A 24813-nucleotide genomic window follows, 5' to 3' on the forward strand; every position below is an offset into this window, starting at 1 on the left:
GCGATTCGGATAACACTGAAGATCAAATGTGGGAGCGAGCCTGCTCGCGATAGCGATGTAACAGCCAACAGAGATGCTATGGCTGATACCGCAATCGCGAGCAGGCTCGCTCCCACAGGTGTTTTGCGCGCAATCCTAGAGCGTACCGAAAACCTTCTTCGCCAAACTGGTCGCTGCAGCTGCCGGGTTCTGGCGAATGGCGGCTTCCTGCTTGCCGATCATCTCAAACAATCCGTCCAGCGCCTGCTCGGTCACGTAGTTTTCGATGTTGGCGCTTTTGGTGTCGAGCACGCCGAAGGTCGCGGCCTGGCCGGCGAAGGCGTTGTACTTCTGCGCCAGGCCGACCTTGTCGGTGGCTTGCTTGACGATGGGCAGGAACTTGGCGCGGATCTGTTCGCGACTGCTCTTGTTCAGGTATTGCGTCGCCGAGTCGTTACCGCCGCTCAAGATCCCCTTGGCATCGTCCACGCTCATGTTCTTCACGGCATTGACCAGGATCGGCTGGGCCTGGACCACGGCGGCTTCGGCGGCCTGGTTCATGCTGGTTTCCAATTGATCGACCTGGTCTCCCATGCCGAAGGCTTTCATCTTGCTGGCGACTTTGCCCAGCTTGCCTGGCAGTTCGATCTTCACATCCGGGTTGTTGCTGAAGCCGCCGGGTGTACCCAGTTGCTTGACCGCAACCTGTGCGCCTTGGGTCAAGGCATCCTTGAGGCCGCCCGCGGCGTCTTTTTGCGACAGGTCGCCCAGGGACAGGGCCATGGCATTGGCGCAGATCAACAGGCCTGCGCACAGGCCGGTGAAACGGAGGGTAGAGCGAAGCATGATGGCGTCCTTGAAGAAATTTGGAAAAAGCGATCAGCGTGCGGCGTTGACGCGGACCTTCAACGGCTGCGGATCCTTGCCATCGAGTTGTACGGCGTGCTGTTCGGTAGTGATGAACATCAACTGGCCGTCCACTTCGATGCGGGCGCTCACGGCATAACGATGGCCGGGCTTGACCTGGGCGGGATCATAACTGAGGTGGAACGGCAGCGGGACCTGGCCTTTGATCGGGCCGCTCTGCTCATCGAGCACCACGGCGGGGGCGTCGGCCAGGGAAACGTCCTGCAGGCTCACGCTCAAGGTAGCGTTGGGCGGCAGGGCGATGCGTTGCAGGTAGAACACTTCGCCATCCAGGGATGCGGTGGTGGAGGGTGGCGTTGCCGATTGGCAAGCGGCCAGTAACGCCATGGATGCAAGCAGAGCTATTTTTTTCATTGGAAGCACCTTGCCCATTGACGCCAGCAACACACAGGCGTCAATGGGCATTTAGCGGGTTTGCGTCCAAGCACCCATTCGCAACGTTGCGGCTCAGGAGCCGAACGCGGGCGCTTGAACAGTTTCAGCCAGCGATGCTGGCGCCAGGCTCAGGGGGATGTCAACGTGTTGATTGCCGCCATCCCAGGTGAAGGCCTGTTCGGCCTCAAGAAAAAGAGCGGTGTCGGCTCGGTACACTCGTGCCTTTACCAGGAGCTCTTCCCCTACACGCGTCGTCTTGGAATCGACAAGAAAGCGATATTGCCAAGGCTGCTGGGCCCCCGGTTCCTTGGGTGCCACGTTGGAGCCCTGGCCGCCGCTGACGCTGATCTGCGCACCGGCTGCATTTAGAACACTGACTTCGGTGCGGCCGGCTTCGGGAAGTTGATGGCCTTCGGGCAGTTGCATGGTTAACGTGATGATATTCATGCTGAATTCCTTTTCAGTACGTCGACATTGACGTGGCCTCATCCTAGAAGCCTGCTCCAAAGTTCTCTGTAGGTCTTTTCTTCGTTTGACGTCGCTTTAGCCGCTGCGCAGCGTCGGAGTAAGTTCCTTGATGCCCCCATCAGCTCACCGAAACCGCTCCATGGTTCTGGGTGAGTGATCGGAAAGTTTCAAACGCCAGGACTGGCGGCGACCTCCGCCGCATCTTCACTGCGATGCAGCGCCACCTGGCGGATCGACAGGCGAATTTCCGCCGGCAGCACCCGCTTGGCCGCGCCTTCGGCCAGTTCGCCCAGCAGCTCGTGGTAGCTGAGTTTGCCGGCTTCGTCGCGGCGCAGCACATCGAGGTCCAGCATCGTCTGGATGAAGTGGCGGAACAGGCTCTTGTCGAAGAACTCCGGCGCGTTCAGGCCATGCAGGATCGACAGGCGCTGGGCCATGACGGTGCAGAGGTCCTCCAGTTCTTCGGCGCTGATGGTGTTCTGGCCGCTGTTGAGCAGTAGCGAGACGGTCATGTAGAAGCGCTGCAAGGTCTGGGCGATGCTTTTGGACAGCAGGGTCAGCAGCACGAAGTGCCGCGAGCTCGGCGCCGGACGCAGGTACAGGTCATTTTCGAAACGCAGCAGGCCCTGTTCGACGAACGCTTCGAGCCACTGGTCGACCACGCCATCCAGTTCTTCCAGCGACCAGCGAATGAACAACTCCGATTGCAGGTACGGGTACAGCGCATGGGTGTAGCGCAGGATCTGTTCGCGGCTCATGCGCGAGCTGCTCTGGAAGAAACTCGCCAGCAACGCCGGCAGGGCGAAGATGTGCAGCACGTTGTTGCGGTAGTAGGTCATCAGTACCGCGTTCTGCTCGTCCAGGTACAGAATCTTGCCCAGGGCATCACTCTGTTCCGACAGCAGGTCCATGCCCTTCACGTGCTCGATCAGCGCCTGGCCATCGCCTTCGGGCAGGGTGGTGTGGGGCGAGTACGGGACTTTTCGCAGCAGCGCCAGGTACAGGTCCAACACCCGGGCCATGGCGCGGTCGTCCAGGGCTAGGCGACTGGTTGACAGCAGCGCCAGGGCGACGAGGTTGACCGGGTTGATGGCCGCGGCCTCGTTCAGATGTCGGGCCACGCGCTCGCCGAGGCGGTGGGTGGTCGCGTTGAGCCAGGCCGGTTTGAATTGCGGGCCCAGTTCCTGTTGGCGCCAATCCGGCTGTTCGCCGTCGAGGAATTCCGCCAGCTTGATCGGTTCGCCGAAGTTCACCGCCACCTGGCCGAAGCGTTGCTTGAGGGCGCCGATGACCTTGAAGATGTCGAAGATCGATTCCTTTTTCTTGCTGGCCCCGCGCAACTCGCCCAGGTAGGTACGGCCTTCGAGTACGCGCTCATAACCGATGTAGACCGGCACGAAGACGATGGGCATGCGCGATGAGCGCAGGAAGCTGCGCAAGGTGATGGCGAGCATGCCGGTCTTGGGTTGCAGCATGCGCCCGGTGCGCGAGCGACCGCCCTCGACGAAGTACTCCACCGGGAAGCCTTTGGTGAACAGCGTGTGCAGGTATTCGTTGAACACGGCGGTGTAGAGCGGGTTGCCCTTGAAGGTGCGGCGCATGAAGAACGCCCCGCCACGGCGCAGCAGGCCGCCGATCACCGGCATGTTGAGGTTGATGCCGGCGGCGATGTGCGGTGGGGTCAGGCCGTTGCGAAACAGCAGATACGACAGCAGCAGGTAGTCGATGTGACTGCGGTGGCACGGCACGTAGATGACTTCGTGGCCCTGGGCGATGTTCTGCACGCCTTCGATGTGGTTGACCTTGATGCCGTCGTAGATTTTGTTCCAGAACCAGCTCAGCACCACTTCCAGGAACCGGATCGCGGTGTAGGTGTAGTCCGAGGCGATCTCGTTGCCGTAGCGCAGGGCCTGGGCCTTGGCTTTTTCCGCGGAGATTTTTTCCCGCTCGGCTTCCTCGGCAATCGCCTGCTTGACCAGTGGCTGGTTCAGCAGGCCCTTGACCAGGTTGCGGCGGTGGGAAATGTCCGGGCCGATGACCGCTGCTTTCAAATTGCGGAAGTGCACCCGCAGGATCCGCTGGGCCATGCGCACGGTGCGTTCGTGGCCCTTGTCGTGTTCGATCAGTTCGCGCAGATGGATCGGCGCGGAGAACTGCACGCGGGTCTTGCGTCCCAGGATCATGATGCTCAACAGGCGGCGCAGACGCCCGGTGACGGCCCAGCTGTCGGCGAACAACAGCTTCCAGGGGCTCGATTCGCTGTCGGGCGACTGTCCCCAGAACACGCTGACCGGGATGATCTGTGCATCTTCGGCGGCGTTGTGGGTCAGGGCATTGACCAGCCGCGTCAGGGTCGGTGGCGCGCCGCGCTTGTCCTGGCGCCCGATCCAGTCCGGTGCTGGCGTCAGGTAGAAAAACGCCGCCGGTTCCAGCAGGTTACCCACCGAGACTGGCAGCACCGGACGGGGCAGGCCAGCCTTGGTGCATTCGGTGTCGAGCACCGCCAGGTCGGTGAGCGAAGGATCTTGCAGGACGTAGAACACCGGACGACTGCGGTCGAGGTTGAGGGTGAAGGACGACTGGTTGATGGTCTCGGAGCGAACCCAGAGGTACAACAGTCGGCGCAGGGTGCCAAACACAAGACGGCGGAACGGGGAGCGGGTCATACGGCTTCTGCATGAGTGGATAAAACCGAGCGGCTGCTCGGGCTGGCTAGTGTGCCGGATTCATCGAAAATCGGCAAAAAAGCACCGAAGTAAAGTCAGTTGAGAGTTTTTACGTGTGTCATATACTCGGCCAGTGACTGCCACGGCCACCTTTGGACGGCTGGACGGCAGCTAACGTTCGTACGGCTTTCCTTCGAAAAGCCGACTTAAAAAATAAAAATGGGAGTGAGCATCATGGCAGCACGGGAAACCGGCAGTGTGAAGTGGTTCAACGACGCGAAGGGCTACGGCTTCATCCAGCGTGAAGGCGGCGCGGATGTGTTCGTGCATTACCGCGCCATCCGCGGTGAAGGCCACCGTTCACTGACCGAAGGCCAGCAGGTCGAGTACGCGGTTGTGGAAGGGCAGAAGGGCTTGCAGGCTGAGGATGTGGTGGGGTTGTAACCCGCCCTTGCAGTCACCATGAAGACCACTGTGGGAGCGAGCCTGCTCGCGATAGCGGTGTATCGGGCGATACCTAATCGACTGTCACACCACTATCGCGAGCAGGCTCGCTCCCACAGTTGGATCTAGGCTGAGGCTGAGACGGGCGTTACGCCGTCTTCCAGGTAATCTCTTCTTCCCCATCGGCGCTGATGCGAATCCAGCGATCCGCCGACTCTTCACCTTCTTCTTCCACCCACGACCCAGGCGCGCAGCGCACTTCGACATTCAGGGCGGCGAAGGCGGCGCGGGCGCAGGCGATGTCGTCTTCCCACGGGGTCTGGTCGCTTTCCAGGTACAGGCTGTTCCATTTGCCCACGGCCTTGGGCAGCCAGGTCACCGGGATGCTGCCGGCCTTGCACTTGTAGGTCTGGCCTTTCTGTACCCATTCGCTGCATGGGCCCAGGGCCTGGCCGAGCCAGGCGGCGATGGCCTTGTGGTCGACGTCGGCGTCCTTGAGGTAAATCTCGATATCGGGTTGGCGCATGGATGTCCTCACTGCGGTCTTGAAAAATCCATTCGCGGATTTAACTGGCCCCGGACGGTTGCCCGGGCCCGGAAACAAAAGGGTTATTGAAGAACGAAATAATCGTAGCGCATCGACACCGTGACTTCGAACGGCTCGGCCTGCTCGATCACGCTGGCACGGCGTTCGGCACTGGCACGCCAGCCGTGGGGCGTCATGGCCAGCAGGTTGGCGCGGTCCTGGCCGCTGTCGAGCGTCAGCTTGAATTCGAGGGTTTCGCTGTGATCGAGCGCCATGCCCGAAGGCACCAGGGCCAGGTGCTTGTCATCGGTGTACTGGCGAACTTCGTCGTACAGGCGTTCGCGCAATTCCATCAGATGGCCGGCGGTGGGGCCGACTTTCATCAGGCCGCCACCGGGGCTGAGTAAACGCTTGGCTTCCTGCCAGTCCAGCGGGCTGAACACGCTGGCCAGGAACTGACAGCAGCCGTCCGCCAAGGGCACGCGGGCCATGCTGGCGATCAACCAGGTCAGTTGTGGGTTGCGTTTGCAGGCACGCTTGACCGCCTCTCGGGAGATGTCCAGGGCATAACCATCGGCATTGGGTAACGCTTCAGCGATTTGCGCGGTGTAGTAGCCCTCGCCACAGCCGATGTCCAGCCAGCGTCCGGGCGCACGTTCGGCGGCCAGTTCCGCCAGACGCCGGGCGACGGGGGCGTAATGCCCTGTGTTGAGAAAATCGCGGCGGGCTTCGACCATCGCCTGGTTGTCGCCGGGGTCGCGGCTGTTCTTGTGCTGCACCGGCAGCAGGTTCAGGTAACCCTGCCGCGCACGGTCGAAGCGGTGGCCGGCCGGGCACACCACACCGTTGTCCACCGCGTTCAGCGGCTCACTGCAGATCGGGCAAGCAAGCATCAGGCGAGCAACTTGATCAGCGTCTTGTAGTAGATCTCGGTCAGCACCTCGAGATCGGCTGCCAGCACTCGTTCATTGACCTGGTGGATGGTCGCGTTGACCGGCCCCAGCTCTACCACTTGCGTGCCCATGGTGGCGATGAAGCGACCATCGGAGGTGCCACCGCTGGTGGAGGCTTTCGTCTCGCGACCGGTGACATCCTTGATGCTCGAAGACACGGCATCCAGCAAAGCGCCTGGTTCGGTCAGGAACGGCAGGCCCGACAACGCCCAGTCGATGTGCCAGTCCAACTGATGCTTGTCGAGAATGTCGGCGACGCGCTGTTGCAGGCCTTCGACGGTGGACTCGGTGGAAAAACGGAAGTTGAACACCGCCACCAGGTCACCGGGGATCACGTTGGTCGCGCCGGTACCAGCGTTGAGGTTGGAGATCTGGAAACTGGTCGGCGGGAAGAAGTCGTTGCCGTGGTCCCAATGCTCGGCGGCCAATTCAGCCAGCGCCGGGGCAGCCAGGTGAATCGGGTTCTTCGCCAGGTGTGGATAGGCCACGTGGCCTTGCTTGCCACGCACGGTCAGCTTCGCGCCGAGGGAACCGCGCCGGCCGTTCTTGACCACATCGCCCACCAAGGTGGTGCTCGATGGCTCGCCGACGATGCACCAGTCCAGCCGCTCCTGACGGGCCTTGAGACGTTCGACCACGGCCTTGGTGCCGTGGTGGGCCGGGCCTTCTTCATCGCTGGTGATCAGGAAGGTGACCGAGCCCTTGTGGTCCGGATAGTCGGCGACGAACCGTTCGGCCGCCACCACCATCGCCGCCAGACTGCCCTTCATGTCCGCTGCGCCACGGCCACAAAGCATGCCGTGCTCATCAATGACCGCGTCGAACGGGTCGAGCTGCCAGGCCTGCACCGGGCCGGTCGGCACCACGTCGGTGTGCCCGGCGAAGCACAGCACCGGACCGTCATGCTTGCCATGGCTGGCCCAGAAGTTATCCACGTCCTCGATGCGCATCGGCTCGAGCGCAAAACCCGCATTACCCAGGCGCTGCATCATCAGTTTCTGGCAATCAGCATCCACCGGCGTCACGGACGGACGGCGGATCAGGTCGCAGGCGAGTTGCAGGGTCGGCGAGAGGTCGGCGTGGGCCGTCATGGAAACTCCGGGAATATTTAGTATGAACGCAAGGCTTGTGTGGGGGCTGGCTGACACCCACAAAATGGCGGTTATCTTATAGCAAAACGACTGGCATGGGCCCCTGGTGCTGGTCAGTTGGAGCACAAAACCTGTGGGAGCGAGCCTGCTCGCGATGGCGGTGTGTCAGTCAACATCACTGCCACTGATCCACCGCCATCGCGAGCAGGCTCGCTCCCACAGAGGTTTTGCTTAAATTGCCGAGACAAAGCCCTATAATGCGCGCCGGTTTTTGGGGTAATGGTCATGAGTACAGAAGATCCACGGTTTGCCGGTATCGCCCGTTTGTATGGCATCGAAGGCCTGGAGCGCCTGCGGGCGGCCCATGTGGCGATCGTCGGCGTGGGTGGGGTCGGTTCCTGGGCGGCGGAAGCCATTGCCCGTTGTGGCGTGGGCGAGATTTCGCTGTTCGACCTGGACGATGTCTGTGTCAGCAACGCCAACCGCCAGTTGCACGCCCTGGACAGCACTGTCGGCAAGACCAAGGTCGACGTGATGGCCGAGCGGCTGCGGGGGATCAACCCCGACTGCACGGTGCACGCGGTGGCGGACTTCGTCACCCGCGAGACCATGGCCGAATACATCACGCCGAACATCGACTGTGTTATCGACTGCATCGACAGCGTCAACGCCAAGGCTGCGCTGATCGCCTGGTGCAAGCGCCGCAAGATCCAGATCATCACCACGGGCGGGGCGGGTGGGCAGATCGATCCGACGCTGATCCAGGTCTGCGACTTGAACCGCACGTTCAACGATCCCCTGGCCTCGAAAGTGCGTTCCACCTTGCGCCGCGACTATGGTTTTTCCCGCACCGTGACCCGCCACTACAGCGTGCCCTGCGTGTTCTCCACCGAACAACTGCGCTACCCCAAACCGGATGGCAGCATTTGCCTGCAGAAGAGTTTTGTCGGCGACGGCGTCAAGCTCGACTGCGCCGGTGGGTTTGGCGCGGTGATGATGGTCACGGCGACGTTCGGCATGGTCGCGGCGACCAAGGCTGTGGATAAGATCGTGGCGGGTGTGCGGCGGCCGGCGGATCGGCTCAAGGGCGGGCAGTAACGGCCTTTGTGGCGAGGGAGCTTGCTCCCGCTGGGTCGCGAAGCGGCCCTGAAACCGGGCAACGCGGTATGTCAGACAGATTGAGTTGACTGCTTTTGGGACTGCTGCGCAGTCCAGCGGGAGCAAGCTCCCTCGCCACGGTTATTGTGTCAATTCGCGCATCCGCTTTAACACCGCATTCAAGCCATTGCTACGCGACGGCGACAACTGTCGCGACAATCCCAGCTGATTGAACCAATCCGGCAAATCCACCTGCTGCAACTCGTCAGCGGACAATCCATTGACCCGCGCCAGCAGCAACGCCACCAGCCCACGAATCAACCGCGCATCGCTGCTGGCGGCAAACTGCCAATGTCCGTCGTGCAACTGGCCCACCAACCACACCTGGCTCTCACAGCCATGAACGAGGTTGGCGTCGCATTTGTCTGCGTCGCTCAGGGGCGGCAGGCGCTCGCCCCATTGCATCAGCAGCCGGGCGCGTTGTTCCCAGCCCGAGGCGTCCTGGAAAATCTGCAACGCTGCGGCGGCATCGGCGGGTAGATTCATCGAAGCATCTCCAAGGCCTGATCCAGCGCTTCGAAGAAGCGTTCGATATCGGCGGAGTCGTTGTACAGCGCCAGTGACACCCGAATCGCCCCGGACAGCTTCAAATGCTTGAACAGCGGCATGGCGCAGTGATGCCCGGCGCGCACGGCGATGCCTTGTTCGGTCAGCAGATGGGCCAGGTCGGCGTTGTGCACGCCTTCAACCACGAAGCTGGCCAGGGCCAGCCGTGGGTTGCCTACCAGGCGCACGCCGTTGCGAGCCAACAAACCATGGAGCAGGTAGTCATGCAGCGCCGCCTCATGGTCAATGACCGCTTGCGGATCAAGAGTGGACAGGTAGTCCAGGGTCGCGCCCAACCCGATCACGCTGGCAATCGGCGGCGTGCCGGCCTCGAAGCCCAGCGGCGCCGGGCGGAACGTGGCGTTGTGGTAATCGGCCTGTTGCACCATTTCGCCACCGAACTGCCAATGGCGCAGGTTGCCAAGGGCCTCGGTACGACCAAACAGCACGCCCAGCCCGTCGGGGCCGTAGAGTTTGTGGCTGGAAAACACATAAAAGTCGCAGCCCAGTGCCTGAACGTCGTGGCGGCCATGGACCACGCCTTGGGCGCCGTCGATCACTGTCAGTGCGCCCTGGGCCTTGGCCAGCGCCAGCAGCGTAGGCACTGGCTGCCAGGCTCCCAGCACATTGGACAACTGGCTCACCGCCAGCAAGCGGGTACGCGGGCCGATCAGTTCGGCGGCGGCGCCAGGATCGATCACCCCGTCAGCGTCTAGCGGCAACACCACCAGCGTCAACGAACGGCGCTCGGCCAGTTGCTGCCACGGCAACAGGTTGGCGTGGTGTTCCAGGGCGCTGATGACGATTTCATCGCCAGGGTTGAATAGATGCTCCAGGCCATAGGTCAGCAGGTTCAGCGCAGAAGTGGCGCCATGGGTGAAGACGATCTGCCCGCAATCCCCGGCGTTGAGCCATTGCGCCACCTTGAGGCGGCTGTCCTCGAACGCCTGGGTGGCGTGGGCGCCCGGTAGGTGTTGTGCACGGTGCACATTGGCGGCGCCATTGGCGTAGTAATGCGTCAGGGCATCGAGCAGGGCTTGGGGTTTTTGCGTGGTGGCGGCGCTGTCCAGGTAGGTCTGGCCTTGCCGTTGCAGGGCGGCGATGGCCGGGAAATCGGCACGCCAGGGGGATTGGATCAACATGCTTTCGGGCCCTGCTGGAGTTACGCCGGACCCTGTGGGAGCAAGGTTGCTCCCACAGGTGAGGGTGTGAAGCGGCTTAGTTGTGGGCGTGCAGTGCTTCGTTCAGCTCGATGGCCGATTTGTGCGTCTTGCATTCCACCGCGCCGGTTTCCGAGTTGCGGCGGAACAACAGGTCGGGCTGGCCGGCCAGGTCGCGGGCCTTGACCACTTTCACCAGTTGGTTGTTTTCGTCCAGCAGGGCGACTTTGGTGCCGGCGGTCACGTACAGGCCCGACTCCACGGTGTTGCGGTCGCCCAGGGGGATGCCGATGCCGGCGTTGGCGCCGATCAGGCAGCCTTCGCCAACCTTGATCACGATGTTGCCGCCGCCCGACAGGGTGCCCATGGTCGAGCAACCGCCGCCCAGGTCCGAACCCTTGCCGACGAACACGCCAGCCGACACGCGGCCTTCGATCATGCCCGGGCCTTCGGTGCCAGCGTTGAAGTTGACGAAACCTTCGTGCATCACGGTGGTGCCTTCGCCCACGTAGGCGCCCAGGCGGATCCGCGCGGCATCGGCGATCCGTACGCCAGCCGGCACCACGTAGTCGGTCATTTTCGGGAACTTGTCCACCGAGAACACTTCCAGCAACTCGCCACGCAGGCGGGCTTCGAGCTGGTGCTCGGCCAGTTCGCTCAGGTCGATCGCGCCCTGGCTGGTCCAGGCCACGTTCGGCAGCAGCGGGAAGATGCCGGCCAGGTTCAGGCCATGGGGCTTGACCAGGCGATGGGACAGCAGGTGCAGCTTGAGGTAAGCCTCAGGCGTGGAGCTCAGTTGGGCATCTTCGGCCAGCAGCGTGGCGACCAGCGGTTTGTGGCTTTCGGCCAGGCGGGTCAGCAGCGCGGCTTGCGCGGCATCGACACCCTTGAGCGCTTCAGCCAGTTGCGAGGCCTGGGCGGTGGTGAAGGTGATGGCCTGGTTGCCTTCGCTGTAGCCAAGGATCGGCGCGATGGCTTTGACGATGTCAGCCGACGGGTTGAGCAGCGGCTGTGCGTAGAACACTTCCAGCCAGGCGCCTTGACGGTTTTGAGTGCCGACACCGAAGGCCAGGCTGAACAGGGTAGTGGACATGAAATTACCTCTACAGAATGGACTGGGCAGGTTTACTTGATCTCTGCCGCATAAATATCTGGCTTGAAGCCAATCAGGGTTCGGTCACCGAGATCGAGCACCGGGCGCTTGATCATCGAGGGTTGGGCGAGCATCAGTTCGATGGCTTTCGTCTGGTCGAGATCGGCTTTGCGTTCGTCGTCGAGTTTGCGAAAGGTCGTACCGGCACGGTTCAACACCACTTGCCAGCCATGTTCGTTGCACCATTGGGTCAGGTGCTCACGGTCGATGCCGGCAGTTTTGTAATCGTGAAAGTCATAGCGCACCGCGTGCTCATCGAGCCAGGTACGCGCTTTTTTCATCGTATCGCAGGCTTTGATGCCGAAAAGCTGTAAATGCTTGTTTTCCCTGGGCATGAATGCTCCTCCAAAACGTTCCCGGTATCGTCCTGAAAATCAGCGGACGATTATGCCACGTCGTTCCTTTCAGTGCCTTGACTGTCGCGACGGATCGGACAAGGCGGAACCGATAGAAAAGAGGCGACCACACAGCACAGGTAAACCCAACACTTTTGCGCACGAGAGAGCAGCCCATGGATCCTATTTCCCTGACCCCCCCGCTCCATTCAACGACATCGACCACCGGGACCGCCGCAGCCGTCCCGATCGGTCCTGTCACGGCTGAACAGGACCTGGCAAATCGCACTGGTGCAATCAAGGCCCAGCTCATCCGGGTATTCGAGCCGCATATAAACGGTGCCAATCGCGAGGCCTTCGAAGCACTGATCGACGATCGTTCGCGCACCTTGGCCAATGACGGGGAAACCGCGGAAAGCGTCGATGCCGTACTGACCAAAGGCTCTCGGCTGGATCGCGCGGCCCATGACACTGTTGGATTCGTTCGTTCGGTTCCCTTCGGCGTGGCGTCCATTGCGCTGGACTTCGTCCCGGCGGTGACCGGCAATGGCTCGATTACCGCGCCGTTGGCGCTGTCGGCGATTGCCGGCCTGGTCAGCAGCGCCGCCGACACGGTCGGCAATGGCCTGATCCAGCGCGCCACCAGCGACACCCAGTGGCTGGTGGCCGAAGATGCCGATCTGGAACCGGTCATGCGGGAATCCGCCCAGGCGGCGAAGCCGAGCCTGACGACCCGGGCTATCGAAGGCAGCCTGACTTTCCAGACCTTCAGCGCGCGAAACGCGTTGCGCACGGTCGTCCAACCCGTCGTGACGCATCTCGTCGATGCGCAAACGGGCAGCAGGGTGGACTCTGTGATAGCTGCCGTCGGTTCTCCGCTTTCAGGCATGGCCGCCTATGACCTGCAACATTCCATCGATAAATCGAAACACCGGATTGGCCCGCAATACCTGTTGGGGCGTCAAGACTGGCACCAGCGTTACAAGGACCTCAAGAATTATGGCGTAGGAAGTGCTGCGATGGGCATTGCGAAGCGGGTCGGCAGCCTGCCGCTGGACGCGATGCGCGATGGCAGCAAATCGCTGCAAGCCCTGGTTACGCCGACCGGCTTGACCAGTGGTCTTGGAGCGTTGGCCGGCGGGATTACTGCGATCGGCATGGCCCAGACCGCCGCTGTCAATGCAGCCAGGAACGCCGGGATTTCGCCTGCGGGTGTTGCGGCGGCTGGCAAGGCGACGGTTACGGCCACGATGGCCCCGGTGCTCGCCGCCTGGGTGACGACGGGAGTGATGACCCAGCCGTTGGCGGACGAGGCCTCCGCCGCGTTGGACAGGCTATCTGCCGGTCCCGCTCATCCGGATGAGCTGCAGGGAATGTTGCCCTTGGTCGAAATGTCGGCGGCCGAACAGATCGGGGAAGACAGCGACAATGAGGGTGACGGCGTCGATGTTGTCTCGGGCCGCCCGACCCTCAATGCCGCTGAGCGAGCTGTTTAGCTTCGGATAGTCGCCGGTCGCTCCTGCCGCGTGGAGGTTGGGAGCGACCAAGGGGCGACTGCGCACTGACGCCGCTCAGGTGCGACCAATGTGCAACGGCAGCGGTTCACCTTGGCAGTTAATATGGCACTTCACCGGCCAGCTGTTGCCGCAGATGTGTATGGCTGTCATTGGAAGTCCGTTATGCAAAGCGCCTATACCGTCCTGATCCTGTTGATGCTGGTGGGCGTGTCGCGCCTGATCGGACGGTTGATTCCGCTGCCGTTGCCCCTGGTGCAGATCGGCGCCGGCGCCGTGCTGGCCTGGCCCTCGCTGGGGCTGCATGTGGCGCTTGATCCCGAGTTGTTTCTGTTTCTGTTCCTGCCGCCACTGCTGTTCTCCGATGGTTGGCGCATGCCCAAGCGCGAATTCTGGCGCCTGCGCGGGCCGATCCTGACGCTGGCGGTAGGGTTGGTGCTGTTTACGGTAGTTGGGGCGGGGTATTTCATTCATTGGCTGCTGCCCGGTATCCCGTTGCCGGTGACCTTCGCCCTGGCGGCTGTCCTGTCACCGACCGACGCCGTGGCGGTCTCGGCGATTGCCCGGGACCGCTTGCCCGCGCCATTGATGCACATGCTCCAGGGCGAAGCGTTGATGAACGATGCGTCGGGCCTGGTGACCTTCAAGTTCGCCCTGGCGGCGGCGATCACTGGCGTGTTTTCCCTGGCGGGGGCGAGCCTGGCCTTTGTCCTGGTGGCGGTCGGTGGCCTGTTGGTGGGCGTGGTGTTGAGTTGGCTGGTGGGCCGCTTGCGGGCCTGGATGATTGCCCGGGGCTGGGACGATCCGGCCACCCACGTGGTGTTCATGTTGCTACTGCCATTCGCAGCCTATGTGCTGGCTGAACGCTTGGGCGCCTCGGGGATTCTCTCGGCGGTGGCGGCAGGCATGATGCAGAGCTGGCTCGACCTGCTGCCGCGCCAGACCGGCACGCGATTGCTCAATCGCAGTGTCTGGTCGCTGTTGGAATTCGCCTTCAACGGCTTGATCTTCCTGCTGCTGGGCTTGCAATTGCCGGACATCATCAAGGCCGTGACCAGCCATGAGCCGACGTTGTGGCCTACGTTGTTCTATCGCTGCCTGGACGTGGTGGCGATTTTCCTGGTGTTGTTGGTGCTGCGGTTTGTCTGGGTGCAAAGCATCTGGCGCGTGTCCGGGCTGTTGCGCCGCTGGCGCGGCAAGGGCGAGTTGACCCTGGTGCCGACGGCGCGTTCCTGCTGGTTGCTGACCTTCGGCGGTGTGCGCGGGGCGGTGACGTTGGCAGGTGTGTTGTCGGTGCCGTTGTTGCTGGGGGCGGGGGAGGCATTTCCCGAGCGGGACTTGCTGATCTTCATTGCCGCCGGGGTGATTCTGCTGTCGCTGATTGCGGCCTGCATCGCCCTGCCACTGCTGCTGCGGGGTATCGAGAAGAGCCCCGACGACAAGCGTCGCAACGAAGTTCGCGAGGCTTGGCGCAAAACCGCTGAAGCGGCGATCCATGCGCTGGAAGTGGAGGAGCCGACCGAAGCGACCAGTACGCCGGATGCGGCCCAGGCGGCGTTGGCGACCGAGGTCAAGGCGCGGTTGATGTCTGAATATCGCCATCAGTTGGAGGTGTTCAACGACTCCGCCGAAGCCCAGGCGTTGGCGTTCGAGATGGACCTGCTGGAACGCCGGCTGCGCTTGAAGGCTTTTCGGGCGCAGCGGCTGGAGCTGTATCGCCTCAGCCGTCATCACCAGATTGGGGATGACGTGTTGCGTGAGGTGCTGGGGGAGTTGGATCTGGCGGAGGCGAATTTGGGGTTGGGTAAATAACGGTTGGGGTTAGAGCGGAAGGTAGGCCTTCACACCGGCGATCACGCCTTGCATGTCTTCAGAGCCCAGGCGAGGAACGAAGTACTCTCGGCCCTTGGATCGAGTCTTTCTGTGCAGCTTGTCCAGACGTTCAAAACTCACGGTATAAATCATGTCGCACTTCACCCAAAGCTCTTTGTAGCCATCGGACTGGAGGGGGTTGGTGCGGAGCAGGTGGTGCCAGTCCTGCTGAGTTTGTGGAGTTGTGGAGGAAATCGGCACTACGGTACAGAGCTTGCGACTGTGTGTGGCGGTAGGGGAGATCATTACCACCTTGCGGATCTTCAGCATTTCAGGTGCAACAAAGCCCCGCGTGAAGTCGCAAAGAAGAACATCGCCTTGCTTGGAATGGTAATAGAGAGGCATTCCTTATCCTCATAAAAAGCAAAGCCGCCCGAAGGCGGCTTCAATCGACACGCAGTTGAGCTTGCTTCGCCCTTTCTGCGCCGCTGGGTCAACCTCGAGAGGGACCCAGACTCCTGCCAGCTTTCGCTGGTGACGGGGAGGATTATGGCTACAGGGGATAGCGAATTCAAGCCAGCTTGAACCCTCGCAACAGGGTTGAATGAGATCTTTCGGTGTACAAAGTAAGCGAAATCAACGGCTTGGCGTTCGCGGTACGTTTTATGTCTTTTCTTGTCTGAGCAGACAGACCGTGGTCTGTCAGACGCGCCGAAGTTTCCGACAAGTTTTTAAGGTTGTCCGTCGGAAGCGAGGGCTCTAGCCTCTGGGTGTCGCTGCCCAAGGCTTTGGATCGGGTAGAGCTTCGGACTTGATGCAATAAATGCCGGCCTCATCGCGAGCAAGCTTTGCTCCCACAGGATCCGGTATCGATCACAGGTTGTGAGAGCCACACAAGTCCACTGTGGGAGCAAAGCTTGCTCGCGATAAATCGAAAGGCAAACACAAAAATACCTGTGAAGCACTGGACCTGTGGCGAGGGGATTTATCCCCGCTGGGCTGCGCAGCAGCCCTAAAGCAGTGAACTCAATCTTCCTGGCACACCGAGTTGGCTGGCTTGGGGGCCGCTTCGCAGCCCAGCGGGGATAAATCCCCTCGCCACAACAGCCCCGATACAGTCATTAACCCCGACGCTGAATGAACGCGCGAATCCGCTCCGCCGCTTCCACACATTCGGCCAGCGGCGCGACCAGGGCCATGCGCACACGCCCTGCGCCTGGGTTGACGCCATCCACATCGCGAGACAGGTACGAGCCCGGCACCACGGTCACGTGTTCCTGTTCGAACAGGTCACGGCAGAAGGCTGCATCATCGCCCGCCACATTCGGCCACAAGTAGAAGCTGCCATCGGGACGCTGTACATCCAGTACCGGGCTGAGGATTTCCAGCACAGCGTCGAACTTTTCCCGGTACAGCGCGCGGTTGGCGCGCACGTGCACTTCGTCGTTCCACGCCGCGATGCTTGCCAGTTGGGTCTGAACCGGCATCGCACAGCCGTGGTAGGTGCGGTACAGCAGGAAACCCTTGAGGATGTCCGCGTCGCCAGCGACGAAACCGGAGCGCAGGCCGGGCAGGTTGGAGCGTTTGGACAGGCTGTGGAACACCACGCAGCGTTTGAAATCCTTGCGGCCCAGTTCGACGCAGGCGCTGAGCAGCCCTGGCGGCGGGGTCTGCTCGTCGAAGTACAGTTCGCTGTAGCACTCGTCCGCGGCGATGACGAAGTCATATTCGTCAGCCAGGGCGATGAGTTTCTTCAGTACATCCACCGGAATCAGCGCGCCGGTCGGGTTGCCAGGTGAGCACAGGAACAGGATCTGGCAGCGTTTCCAGATGTCCGGCGAAACCGCGTCGAAATCCGGGTTGAAGCCATTCGCGTCCAGGCACGGCAGGTAGTGCGGCTTGGCCCCGGCCAGGAACGCCGCGCCTTCGTAGATCTGATAGAACGGGTTGGGGCTGACCACCAGGGCATCGTCGCCACGGTTGACCACGGTCTGGGTGAAGGCGAACAAGGCCTCACGGGTGCCGTTGACCGGCAGCACATGGCGCGCCGGGTCCAGCCAGCCGTTCGGCACGTTGAAACGGCGCTCGCACCAGCCGGTGATGGCTTCACGCAATTCCGGGATACCGAGGGTGGTCGGGTACACGGCCATCTTTTCCAGATTGCTGGCCAGGGCCTCGGCCACGAAGCTCGGCGAACGGTGCTTGGGCTCGCCGATGGACAACGCGATCGGGCGCTTGTCGGGGTTGGGCGTGACGCTGCCGAGCAAGGCGCGGAGCTTTTCGAACGGATAGGGCTGCAGCTGGTTCAGGGCGTTGTTCATCGGGGGCCTCGTTCAATGTGGGAGCGAGCCTGCTCGCGATAGCGGTATGGCAGGAAACATCTGTGCTGGATGTTCCGCCGTTATCGCGAGCAAGCCCGCTCCCACAGGGGGAAATTTGTTCGTTCAGATGCCGATGCGTGTCAGGTGGGCATCGGGTTCCTGGTTGACGCTCAAATGCCGCACGATCGCTTCCTGCAGGCGGCTGCACAGCTGTGGATCGGACAGCGGTTGGCCATGGGCGTCGGTGATGAAGAACACGTCTTCCACCCGTTCGCCGAGGGTGGCGATCTTGGCGTTCTGCAGCGACAGGTCGAACTCCAGGAAGATATGCCCGATCCGCGCCAGCAGGCCGGGACGATCCGGGGCGCTGAGTTCCAGCACTGTGATCTGACGCTGGGCATCGTTGTGGATCGTCACCTGGGGCGCAAAGGCGAAATGCTTGAGCTGGCGTGGCACCCGGCGCTGGATGATGGTCGGGTAGTCCGCCGGGTTGCGCAGGGCCTCGGTGAGGCCGTCGCGGATCTGCTTGACCCGTGCCGGGTTATCGCCAATCGAATCGCCGTCGGTGTCGAGCACGATATAGGTGTCGAGGGTGAACTGGCTGCTGGAGGTGATAATCCGTGCATCATGGATGTTGAGGTTGAGCTGGTCCATCGCCGCCACGGTCACGGCGAAGAAGTCGTGCTGGTCCGGGGCGTAGATGAAAATCTGCGTGCCGCCTTCGAACTCGCGTTGGGTGGTTTCCTTGATCAGCACCAGCGGCCCGCCGTCGGCCGGTTGCTGGAGGATCGCGTCGCTGTGCCAGGCCACGTCGCCGGCGGTATGGCGCAGGAAATAGTCGTCGCCCAGTTGTGACCAGAGTTGCTCGACGTCGTCCGGGTCGGTACCGCCGCGCACCAGGATGTCCAGGGCTGCGCTCTGGGTCCGGCGGATCTGTTCTTCGCGGTCCACCGGGTTTTCCAGGCCACGGCGCAAGGCCCGTTTGGTCTCGGTGTACAACTGGCGCAACAGGCTGGCGCGCCAGGAGTTCCACAGGGTCGGGTTGGTGGCGTTGATGTCGGCCACGGTCAGCACGTAGAGGTAATCCAGGCGCGTTTCATCGCCAACGATCTGGGCGAAGTCGTGGATCACCTGCGGGTCGGACAAATCCTTGCGCTGGGCGGTGGTCGACATTACCAGGTGGTTCTGCACCAGCCAGACGATCAGCCGGCTGTCCCATACCGGCAGTTGATGGCGCTGGCAGAACGCTTCGGCATCCACCGCGCCGATCTCGGAGTGATCGCCCTGGCGGCCCTTGCCGATGTCGTGGTACAGCCCCGCCATGTAGATCAGCTCGGGCTTGGGCAGTTTGCCCATGAGCTTGCTGGCCAGCGGGAATTTCTCCGAGACCTGGGTGTACTGGAGTTTACGCAGGTGTTTGATCAGGTTCAGGGTGTGGGCATCGACCGTGTAGATATGGAACAGGTCGTGCTGCATCTGTCCGACGATGAAGCCGAACTCCGGCAGATAACGCCCGAGGATCCCGTAGCGGTTCATGCGCCGCAGGTTGCGGTGCACGCCGATCTTGCACTTGAACAGCTCGATGAACAGGCTGGTGTTGCGGATGTCGTGGCGGAAATCCTCGTCGATCAGATGACGGTTTTCCCGCAGCAGGCGAATGGTATCGGCGCGCACGCCCTTGATTTCCGGCTGCTGGGCCATGAGCACGAAGATTTCCAGCATGGCGAACGGCGTGCGGCGGAACACATTGGCGTTGCGAGCTTCGATGTAACCGTCGTGCAGTTGGAAACGTGAGTTGATCGGCTGCGGCGGCTCTTCGTCTTCTGGGGCGAGGATGACCTCCTCGAAGTGCTGGATGATCAGTTCGCTGAGCTGGGCGATGCTCATCACCACCCGGTAATACTGCTGCATGAAGTTTTCGATGGACTGCTTGGCGTCCTGGCCCTCGAAACCCAGCAGGCCGGCGATGGAGCGCTGGTGATCGAACAGCAGGCGGTCTTCGGCACGCCCGGCCAGCATGTGCAGGGCGTAGCGAACCTTCCACAGGAATTCCTGGGACGAGGCCAGCAAGGCGTTTTCGCTTTCCACCAGGAACCCTTCGCCAGCCAGGGCCCGCAGGTTCAGCGTGCCGTACTGGCGGCGAGCAACCCAGAGGATCGTCTGGATGTCCCGCAGCCCGCCGGGCGAGCCCTTGACGTTGGGCTCCAGGTTGTACTCGGTGTCGTTGTACTTGTGGTGACGGGCCTTCTGCTCGGCGTGCTTGGCCAGGAAGAAGTCCTTGCTCGGCCACATGTGCTCCGTGCTGGTGACATCGAGCATGCGCTGGCGCAGGCGTTCGGGGCCGGCGACGGTGCGGCTTTCCATCAGGTTGGTGATCACCGTCAGGTCGGCGCGGGCTTCGTCGGCACATTCCTGCACCGAGCGCACGCTCTGGCCGACTTCCAGGCCGATGTCCCACAGCAGCGTCAGGAACCGCTCGATGGAGTCGCGGAAAACCTCATGATCGGCGCTGTCCAGCAGGATCAGCAGATCGATGTCGGAGTAGGGGTGCAGCTCACCGCGCCCATAGCCGCCGACCGCCACCAGGGCGATGTCGGCGTCTTCGCTCCAGTCGAACTGCTCCCAGGCCTTTTGCAGGATGTTATCGACGAACCAGGCGCGGTCCTCGATCAGCCGACGAATGTCCCGGCCATTGCGAAAGCGCTGGTCGAGCACTTCGTGGGCCTGGCGGATCGCCTTCTTGAACGCCGAGATGGGGCTTGCCTTCAGGGCCAGTTCAGCCTGGAACTGGCCGCGGTCGAAGAGTTCGGGGTCCACCTGCGGCATTGAATGGCTTTCCTTTCTATCTATAGCTATAGGCTGGGTTCGGATCAGGCGGAAACGCGCGGGATGGTGTCATCGCTGCGCAGGGTGAAGATCTCGTAGCCGGTCTCGGTGACCAGCAAGGTGTGCTCCCACTGGGCCGACAGCTTGCGGTCCTTGGTGATGGCGGTCCAGCCGTCGCCCAGCACCTTGGTGTCGGCGCGGCCCTGGTTGATCATCGGCTCGATGGTGAAGGTCATGCCCGCTTGCAGCTCCATGCCGGTGCCGGCACGGCCGTAGTGCAGGATTTGTGGCTCTTCGTGGAACACCTTGCCGATACCGTGGCCGCAGAACTCACGCACCACCGAAAAGCCGTTCTTCTGTGCGTGCTTCTGGATCACTTCGCCGATGTCACCCAGGCGGCAGCCCGGTTTCACCAGTTCGATGGCCATGTACATGCATTCCTGGGTGACTTTCGACAGGCGCTCGGCCCACTCCGGCACGTTGCCGACATGGAACATGCGGCTGGTGTCGCCGTGGTAACCGTCCTTGATGACGGTGACGTCGATGTTCAGGGTATCGCCATCCTTCAACGGTTTTTCGTTGGGGATGCCGTGGCAGACCACGTGGTTGATCGAGGTGCAGATCGACTTCGGGAAACCTTTGTAGTTGAGCGGGGCAGGGATGGCCTTCTGCTCGTTGACGATATAGTCGTGGCAGATGCGGTCCAGCTCTTCGGTGGTCACGCCAGGCTTGACGTAGTCGGCGATCATCTCCAGCACTTCGGCGGCAAGTTTGCCGGCGACACGCATTTTGGCGATGTCCTCGGGGGTCTTGAGGGTAACGGTCATACAGGCTCTCTCTGCGCCCGACGGCGCTGTTCAAAGCGAAATGGGCGGCGGATGATGATTCACGTGGCCCTGAAAGAGGCGATTCTAACAGACGATCAGCGCAAATCCGCGTCCACATGCATCGCTTCTCTCTATAAGGGTGTGCATTCATTGCCCATGAAAGGGCTGTGGGAGGGGGGCTTCACCAGGATTTCAGAATCCGTGTTCCGTTTTCGCCCTTGCTGTGGTATAAAATGCGCCGCTTTCCGGGGATGACCCCGTAAGCTTAAATCCACACACGTGTCGACACGATGACCTGGGTGCCTCGGCTTATATAAGCCGCTGGTTGGTCATTGGGATACGTGGAGGCCAAACCCGACTTATCAAGGAACTATCATGTCCCAAGTCAACATGCGCGATATGCTGAAGGCCGGTGTGCACTTCGGTCACCAGACCCGTTACTGGAACCCGAAAATGGGTAAATACATTTTCGGCGCGCGTAACAAGATCCACATCATCAACCTTGAAAAAACCCTGCCGATGTTCAACGAAGCACTGACCTTCGTAGAGCGCCTGGCCCAGGGCAAAAACAAGATTCTGTTCGTCGGCACCAAGCGTTCCGCTGGCAAGATCGTTGCTGAAGAAGCAGCACGTTGCGGTTCGCCGTACGTCGATCACCGCTGGTTGGGCGGCATGCTGACCAACTTCAAGACCATTCGCGCTTCCATCAAGCGTCTGCGTGACCTTGAAGTCCAGTCCGAAGACGGTACTTTCGCCAAGCTGACCAAGAAAGAAGCGCTGATGCGCACTCGCGATCTTGAGAAGCTGGACCGCTCCCTGGGCGGTATCAAGGACATGGGCGGTCTGCCTGACGCACTGTTCGTGATCGACGTTGACCACGAGCGCATCGCGATCACCGAAGCCAACAAGCTGGGTATCCCGGTCATCGGCGTTGTCGATACCAACAGCAGCCCGGAAGGCGTTGACTACATCATCCCAGGCAACGATGACGCCATCCGCGCCATCCAGCTGTACATGGGTTCGATGGCAGACGCTGTTATCCGTGGTCGCAACAACGTGAACGGCGGCACCGAAGTCTTCGCTGAAGAAGCTCCGGCAGCAGCCGCTGAGTAATCGACGCCCCTGGCGTTGACTCAGTAAGCAAAAAGGGGGCTTGGCCCCCTTTTTGCCACCTCGAAAACCATTTGCCGCCAGCGCAGTGACCTGTTTGTAACCTGCCGCGGCCTATAAGCAGTGGTTTTCCAGGAAGAATTGATCGCCCGTTCGATCGGGTGGAATGGTTGAAAACCTATCCAAGAGGATTTTGAAATGGCAGAGATTACTGCAGCGTTGGTCAAAGAACTGCGCGAGCGTACCGGCGAAGGCATGATGGACTGCAAGAAGGCCTTGACCAAGGCTGGCGGCGACATCGAGAAAGCCATTGATGACATGCGTGCTTCGGGCGCCATCAAGGCTGCCAAGAAAGCGGGCAACGTTGCCGCTGAAGGCGCCATCGCCATCAAGGACGACGGCAAGGCAGCCGTGCTGCTGGAAGTCAACTCCCAGACCGACTTCCTGGCTTTGCAGGATGACTTCAAGGCATTCGTCGCTGCCAGCGTTGAAAAAGCCTTCGCTGACAAACTGACCGATGCAGCTCCGCTGATCGAGTCTCAGGAAGAAGCGCGCCTGGTCCTGGTTGGCAAGACCGGCGAGAACGTCAACATCCGTCGTCTGGTTCGCATTGAAGGTGACGTGGTCGGTACCTACCTGCACGGCAACAAGATCGGTGTTGCGGTTGTCCTCAAGGGCGGCGATACCGAGCTGGCAAAAGACATCGCCATGCACGTTGCAGCGACCAACCCTGAGTTCCTGCTGCCTTCGGACGTTTCGGCTGAAGCGATCGAGCGCGAGAAGAGCGTCTTCCTGCAGCTGAACGAAGAGAAGCTCAAAGGCAAGCCTGCTGAAATCGCAGAAAAAATGGTCAGCGGTCGTATCTCCAAGTTCCTGGCCGAAGCCAGCCTGGTTGAGCAGGCTTTCGTCAAGAACCCGGAAATCAAGGTCGGCGACCTGGCGAAGAAAGCCGGTGCTGAAATCGTTTCTTTCACCTACTTCAAGGTAGGCGAAGGCATCGAGAAGCCGGTCGACAACTTCGCTGAAGAAGTTGCTGCCCAATTGGCTGCTGCCAAGCAATAAGACGGTTCTTACAACTGTCGCCCTGAAGAGGCTGCCCGCTTAACGCGCGCAGCCTCTTTTTGGATGGGGATGCCGATTTTTATTGGTTTCCTGTCGGAACTGGCTTACAAAGCCGTGTTCCGATGGCGCTGTGTCAGCGTCAAACCAGGCTTTGAACGAAAAGGCGCGCAGGCACTTTTCGTTCAAAGCCTAGAGTAGATGCAGGCTGCAAACAGCCTGCAAAAATTTTCGAAAATACGCCGCAGGAGAGATTCGCAATGGCTCAGCAGGGCAGTGGTTATCAGGCTCGCTATAAACGCATTCTACTCAAGCTTAGCGGCGAGGCCCTGATGGGCTCGGAAGAGTTCGGGATCGATCCGAAAGTGCTGGATCGCATGGCCCTGGAAGTTGGCCAGTTAGTCGGGATCGGCGTGCAGGTCGGCCTAGTCATCGGCGGCGGCAACCTGTTCCGCGGCGCAGCGCTGAGCGCGGCCGGCATGGATCGGGTCACAGGCGACCACATGGGCATGCTGGCCACTGTGATGAACGCCCTGGCTATGCGTGACGCGCTGGAGCGTGCCAATATCTCGGCCATCGTGATGTCGGCCATTTCCATGGTTGGCGTGACCGATCACTACGACCGCCGCAAAGCCATGCGCCACCTCAACTCCAAGGAAGTGGTGATTTTTGCCGCCGGTACCGGTAATCCGTTCTTCACCACGGATTCGGCCGCCTGCCTGCGAGCGATCGAGATCGATGCCGATGTCGTGCTCAAGGCAACCAAGGTCGATGGCGTCTATACCGCTGACCCGTTCAAGGACCCGCATGCCGAGAAGTTCGATCATCTGACCTACGATGAAGTGCTGGATCGCAAGCTGGGTGTAATGGATCTGACGGCTATCTGCCTGTGCCGCGACCACAAGATGCCGTTGCGCGTCTTTAACATGAACAAGCCCGGTGCCCTGCTGAATATCGTCCATGGTGGCGCCGAAGGAACACTGATCGAGGAAGTTCAACAATGATCAACGAAATCAAGAAAGACGCTGAACAGCGCATGCAGAAATCCCTGGAGTCCCTGGCGCACAACTTCGGTCGCATCCGCACCGGCCAGGCACACCCGAGCATCCTTGAGGGCGTGATGGTGCCGTACTACGGCGCTGACACCCCGATCAAGCAGGTGGCCAACATCACCGTCAAGGACGCTCGTACCCTGCAGGTCGTAGCCTTTGAACGCAATATGCTGGGCGCGGTCGACAAGGCCATTGGCAGTGCCGGCCTGAACCTGAACCCGACCAACCTGGGTGAACTGCTGCTGATCTCCATGCCGGCCCTGACCGAGGAAACCCGCAGGGGCTTCACCAAGCAGGCACGTGATGTGGCTGAAGATGCCCGTGTTGCCGTACGCAACATCCGTCGCGATGCCAACAGCCAGCTCAAGGACCTGGTCAAGGAAAAGGAAATCAGCGAAGACGAAGAGCGCCGCGCCACAGGTGAGATTGACGACCTGACCAAGAAATACGTGGCTAAGATCGACGCGGATTTGGCGCAGAAAGAAAAAGACCTGATGGCCGTATAAGGGTC

General features: G+C 61.2%; 23 protein-coding genes. 8 read left to right on the plus strand and 15 right to left on the minus strand.

Translation table 11 applies throughout. From position 1 onward, the window contains the following. Positions 1–135: 135 nt before the first annotated feature. The 4 genes from PSH86_RS05590 to plsB all read right to left on the minus strand — a co-directional run bounded on the left by PSH86_RS05590 (position 136) and on the right by plsB (position 4415). Positions 136–825: a DUF4197 domain-containing protein gene (locus PSH86_RS05590; protein ID WP_109753692.1), complete on the minus strand. Its 690-nt coding sequence runs from the start codon at positions 823–825 to the stop codon at positions 136–138. Between the two features lie 33 nt (positions 826–858). Then, positions 859–1260, minus strand: coding sequence for a YbaY family lipoprotein (locus tag PSH86_RS05595; RefSeq protein ID WP_109753693.1), 402 nt, complete (start codon positions 1258–1260; stop codon positions 859–861). Positions 1261–1353: 93 nt separating this feature from the next. Further along, a complete protein-coding gene (locus PSH86_RS05600; RefSeq protein WP_109753694.1) occupies positions 1354–1728 on the minus strand; it encodes a hypothetical protein in 375 nt (124 codons plus the stop codon). Between the two features lie 188 nt (positions 1729–1916). Beyond that, on the minus strand, positions 1917–4415 hold the full coding sequence (gene plsB, locus PSH86_RS05605; protein ID WP_109753695.1) for a glycerol-3-phosphate 1-O-acyltransferase PlsB: 2499 nt from the start codon (positions 4413–4415) through the stop codon (positions 1917–1919). 234 nt (positions 4416–4649) lie between these two features. Here plsB and PSH86_RS05610 point away from each other — a divergent pair, with 234 nt between their 5' ends. Continuing rightward, positions 4650–4859 carry a cold shock domain-containing protein gene (locus PSH86_RS05610; protein ID WP_003198198.1) on the plus strand — a complete coding sequence of 70 codons (210 nt, stop codon included), beginning with the start codon at positions 4650–4652 and terminating at the stop codon, positions 4857–4859. Between the two features lie 148 nt (positions 4860–5007). Here the strand turns inward: PSH86_RS05610 and PSH86_RS05615 are convergent, their stop codons facing one another. From PSH86_RS05615 to dapE, 3 genes are all read right to left on the minus strand, one after another. Then, positions 5008–5385 (minus strand): hypothetical protein, encoded by a 378-nt coding sequence (locus tag PSH86_RS05615; RefSeq protein WP_109753696.1) that lies wholly within the window; start codon positions 5383–5385, stop codon positions 5008–5010. 83 nt (positions 5386–5468) lie between these two features. Further along, positions 5469–6278: a putative RNA methyltransferase gene (locus PSH86_RS05620; RefSeq protein WP_305488416.1), complete on the minus strand. Its 810-nt coding sequence runs from the start codon at positions 6276–6278 to the stop codon at positions 5469–5471. Then, entirely contained in the window at positions 6278–7429 is a 1152-nt protein-coding gene (gene dapE / locus PSH86_RS05625; protein ID WP_305488419.1) for a succinyl-diaminopimelate desuccinylase, read from the minus strand. Before dapE ends, PSH86_RS05620 begins: the two co-directional genes overlap by 1 nt. A gap of 279 nt (positions 7430–7708) precedes the next feature. Here dapE and tcdA point away from each other — a divergent pair, with 279 nt between their 5' ends. Continuing rightward, complete coding sequence (gene tcdA, locus PSH86_RS05630; RefSeq protein ID WP_305488421.1) at positions 7709–8527, plus strand: tRNA cyclic N6-threonylcarbamoyladenosine(37) synthase TcdA; 819 nt, start codon at positions 7709–7711, stop codon at positions 8525–8527. Between the two features lie 141 nt (positions 8528–8668). Here tcdA and PSH86_RS05635 read toward each other — a convergent pair whose 3' ends face one another. The 4 genes from PSH86_RS05635 to PSH86_RS05650 form a co-directional block, all read right to left on the minus strand. Continuing rightward, positions 8669–9073 carry a SufE family protein gene (locus PSH86_RS05635; protein ID WP_109753700.1) on the minus strand — a complete coding sequence of 135 codons (405 nt, stop codon included), beginning with the start codon at positions 9071–9073 and terminating at the stop codon, positions 8669–8671. Next, on the minus strand, positions 9070–10275 hold the full coding sequence (locus PSH86_RS05640) for an aminotransferase class V-fold PLP-dependent enzyme (RefSeq protein WP_305488425.1): 1206 nt from the start codon (positions 10273–10275) through the stop codon (positions 9070–9072). The genes PSH86_RS05635 and PSH86_RS05640 overlap by 4 nt, the downstream gene beginning before the upstream one ends. A 76-nt stretch (positions 10276–10351) precedes the next feature. Next, a complete protein-coding gene (gene dapD, locus PSH86_RS05645) occupies positions 10352–11386 on the minus strand; it encodes a 2,3,4,5-tetrahydropyridine-2,6-dicarboxylate N-succinyltransferase (protein ID WP_047702245.1) in 1035 nt (344 codons plus the stop codon). Between the two features lie 32 nt (positions 11387–11418). After that, a complete protein-coding gene (locus tag PSH86_RS05650) occupies positions 11419–11781 on the minus strand; it encodes an ArsC family reductase (protein ID WP_212801935.1) in 363 nt (120 codons plus the stop codon). Positions 11782–11957: 176 nt separating this feature from the next. On the opposite strand from PSH86_RS05650, the gene PSH86_RS05655 reads away from it, so the two are divergent. Beyond that, positions 11958–13277 (plus strand): type III effector protein RopAA, encoded by a 1320-nt coding sequence (locus PSH86_RS05655; protein WP_305488434.1) that lies wholly within the window; start codon positions 11958–11960, stop codon positions 13275–13277. 183 nt (positions 13278–13460) lie between these two features. Continuing rightward, positions 13461–15107 (plus strand): Na+/H+ antiporter, encoded by a 1647-nt coding sequence (locus tag PSH86_RS05660; protein ID WP_109753705.1) that lies wholly within the window; start codon positions 13461–13463, stop codon positions 15105–15107. 9 nt (positions 15108–15116) lie between these two features. Here PSH86_RS05660 and PSH86_RS05665 read toward each other — a convergent pair whose 3' ends face one another. The 4 genes from PSH86_RS05665 to map all read right to left on the minus strand — a co-directional run bounded on the left by PSH86_RS05665 (position 15117) and on the right by map (position 21081). After that, positions 15117–15512: a type II toxin-antitoxin system PemK/MazF family toxin gene (locus tag PSH86_RS05665; protein WP_305488439.1), complete on the minus strand. Its 396-nt coding sequence runs from the start codon at positions 15510–15512 to the stop codon at positions 15117–15119. A 716-nt stretch (positions 15513–16228) separates the two neighbouring features. Then, entirely contained in the window at positions 16229–17428 is a 1200-nt protein-coding gene (gene dapC / locus PSH86_RS05670; RefSeq protein ID WP_003198225.1) for a succinyldiaminopimelate transaminase, read from the minus strand. Between the two features lie 123 nt (positions 17429–17551). Beyond that, on the minus strand, positions 17552–20254 hold the full coding sequence (locus PSH86_RS05675; RefSeq protein WP_305488443.1) for a [protein-PII] uridylyltransferase: 2703 nt from the start codon (positions 20252–20254) through the stop codon (positions 17552–17554). 44 nt (positions 20255–20298) lie between these two features. Continuing rightward, positions 20299–21081 (minus strand): type I methionyl aminopeptidase, encoded by a 783-nt coding sequence (gene map, locus PSH86_RS05680; RefSeq protein WP_030139491.1) that lies wholly within the window; start codon positions 21079–21081, stop codon positions 20299–20301. Positions 21082–21456: 375 nt separating this feature from the next. Here map and rpsB point away from each other — a divergent pair, with 375 nt between their 5' ends. From rpsB to frr, 4 genes are all read left to right on the plus strand, one after another. After that, positions 21457–22194, plus strand: coding sequence for a 30S ribosomal protein S2 (gene rpsB / locus PSH86_RS05685; protein WP_003198231.1), 738 nt, complete (start codon positions 21457–21459; stop codon positions 22192–22194). Positions 22195–22389: 195 nt separating this feature from the next. Beyond that, on the plus strand, positions 22390–23253 hold the full coding sequence (tsf, locus tag PSH86_RS05690; RefSeq protein ID WP_305488446.1) for a translation elongation factor Ts: 864 nt from the start codon (positions 22390–22392) through the stop codon (positions 23251–23253). Positions 23254–23510: 257 nt separating this feature from the next. Beyond that, the gene (gene pyrH, locus PSH86_RS05695; protein WP_003198235.1) at positions 23511–24254 is read left to right on the plus strand and encodes a UMP kinase; all 744 of its coding nucleotides are present in this window, start codon (positions 23511–23513) and stop codon (positions 24252–24254) included. Further along, entirely contained in the window at positions 24251–24808 is a 558-nt protein-coding gene (gene frr, locus PSH86_RS05700) for a ribosome recycling factor (RefSeq protein WP_109753710.1), read from the plus strand. The genes pyrH and frr overlap by 4 nt, the downstream gene beginning before the upstream one ends. Positions 24809–24813 lie beyond the last annotated feature (5 nt).

This window comes from Pseudomonas sp. FP2300 (genome assembly GCF_030687595.1).
Classification (GTDB): Bacteria; Pseudomonadota; Gammaproteobacteria; order Pseudomonadales; family Pseudomonadaceae; genus Aquipseudomonas; species Aquipseudomonas bijieensis.

Bases quoted from the DNA above. Each gene is read 5' to 3' on its own strand.
- dapD (WP_047702245.1), bottom strand. From the start codon at position 11,386: ATGTCCACTACCCTGTTCAGCCTGGCCTTCGGTGTCGGCACTCAAAAC.
- PSH86_RS05635 (WP_109753700.1), bottom strand. From the start codon at position 9,073: ATGAATCTACCCGCCGATGCCGCCGCAGCGTTGCAGATTTTCCAGGAC.
- rpsB (WP_003198231.1), top strand. From the start codon at position 21,457: ATGTCCCAAGTCAACATGCGCGATATGCTGAAGGCCGGTGTGCACTTC.
- PSH86_RS05650 (WP_212801935.1), bottom strand. From the start codon at position 11,781: ATGCCCAGGGAAAACAAGCATTTACAGCTTTTCGGCATCAAAGCCTGC.
- PSH86_RS05675 (WP_305488443.1), bottom strand. From the start codon at position 20,254: ATGCCGCAGGTGGACCCCGAACTCTTCGACCGCGGCCAGTTCCAGGCT.
- PSH86_RS05590 (WP_109753692.1), bottom strand. From the start codon at position 825: ATGCTTCGCTCTACCCTCCGTTTCACCGGCCTGTGCGCAGGCCTGTTG.
- PSH86_RS05660 (WP_109753705.1), top strand. From the start codon at position 13,461: ATGCAAAGCGCCTATACCGTCCTGATCCTGTTGATGCTGGTGGGCGTG.
- pyrH (WP_003198235.1), top strand. From the start codon at position 23,511: ATGGCTCAGCAGGGCAGTGGTTATCAGGCTCGCTATAAACGCATTCTA.
- PSH86_RS05640 (WP_305488425.1), bottom strand. From the start codon at position 10,275: ATGTTGATCCAATCCCCCTGGCGTGCCGATTTCCCGGCCATCGCCGCC.
- PSH86_RS05620 (WP_305488416.1), bottom strand. From the start codon at position 6,278: ATGCTTGCTTGCCCGATCTGCAGTGAGCCGCTGAACGCGGTGGACAAC.
- PSH86_RS05615 (WP_109753696.1), bottom strand. From the start codon at position 5,385: ATGCGCCAACCCGATATCGAGATTTACCTCAAGGACGCCGACGTCGAC.
- PSH86_RS05665 (WP_305488439.1), bottom strand. From the start codon at position 15,512: ATGCCTCTCTATTACCATTCCAAGCAAGGCGATGTTCTTCTTTGCGAC.
- tsf (WP_305488446.1), top strand. From the start codon at position 22,390: ATGGCAGAGATTACTGCAGCGTTGGTCAAAGAACTGCGCGAGCGTACC.
- plsB (WP_109753695.1), bottom strand. From the start codon at position 4,415: ATGACCCGCTCCCCGTTCCGCCGTCTTGTGTTTGGCACCCTGCGCCGA.
- tcdA (WP_305488421.1), top strand. From the start codon at position 7,709: ATGGTCATGAGTACAGAAGATCCACGGTTTGCCGGTATCGCCCGTTTG.
- PSH86_RS05610 (WP_003198198.1), top strand. From the start codon at position 4,650: ATGGCAGCACGGGAAACCGGCAGTGTGAAGTGGTTCAACGACGCGAAG.
- map (WP_030139491.1), bottom strand. From the start codon at position 21,081: ATGACCGTTACCCTCAAGACCCCCGAGGACATCGCCAAAATGCGTGTC.
- PSH86_RS05655 (WP_305488434.1), top strand. From the start codon at position 11,958: ATGGATCCTATTTCCCTGACCCCCCCGCTCCATTCAACGACATCGACC.
- dapC (WP_003198225.1), bottom strand. From the start codon at position 17,428: ATGAACAACGCCCTGAACCAGCTGCAGCCCTATCCGTTCGAAAAGCTC.
- PSH86_RS05595 (WP_109753693.1), bottom strand. From the start codon at position 1,260: ATGAAAAAAATAGCTCTGCTTGCATCCATGGCGTTACTGGCCGCTTGC.
- frr (WP_109753710.1), top strand. From the start codon at position 24,251: ATGATCAACGAAATCAAGAAAGACGCTGAACAGCGCATGCAGAAATCC.
- PSH86_RS05600 (WP_109753694.1), bottom strand. From the start codon at position 1,728: ATGAATATCATCACGTTAACCATGCAACTGCCCGAAGGCCATCAACTT.
- dapE (WP_305488419.1), bottom strand. From the start codon at position 7,429: ATGACGGCCCACGCCGACCTCTCGCCGACCCTGCAACTCGCCTGCGAC.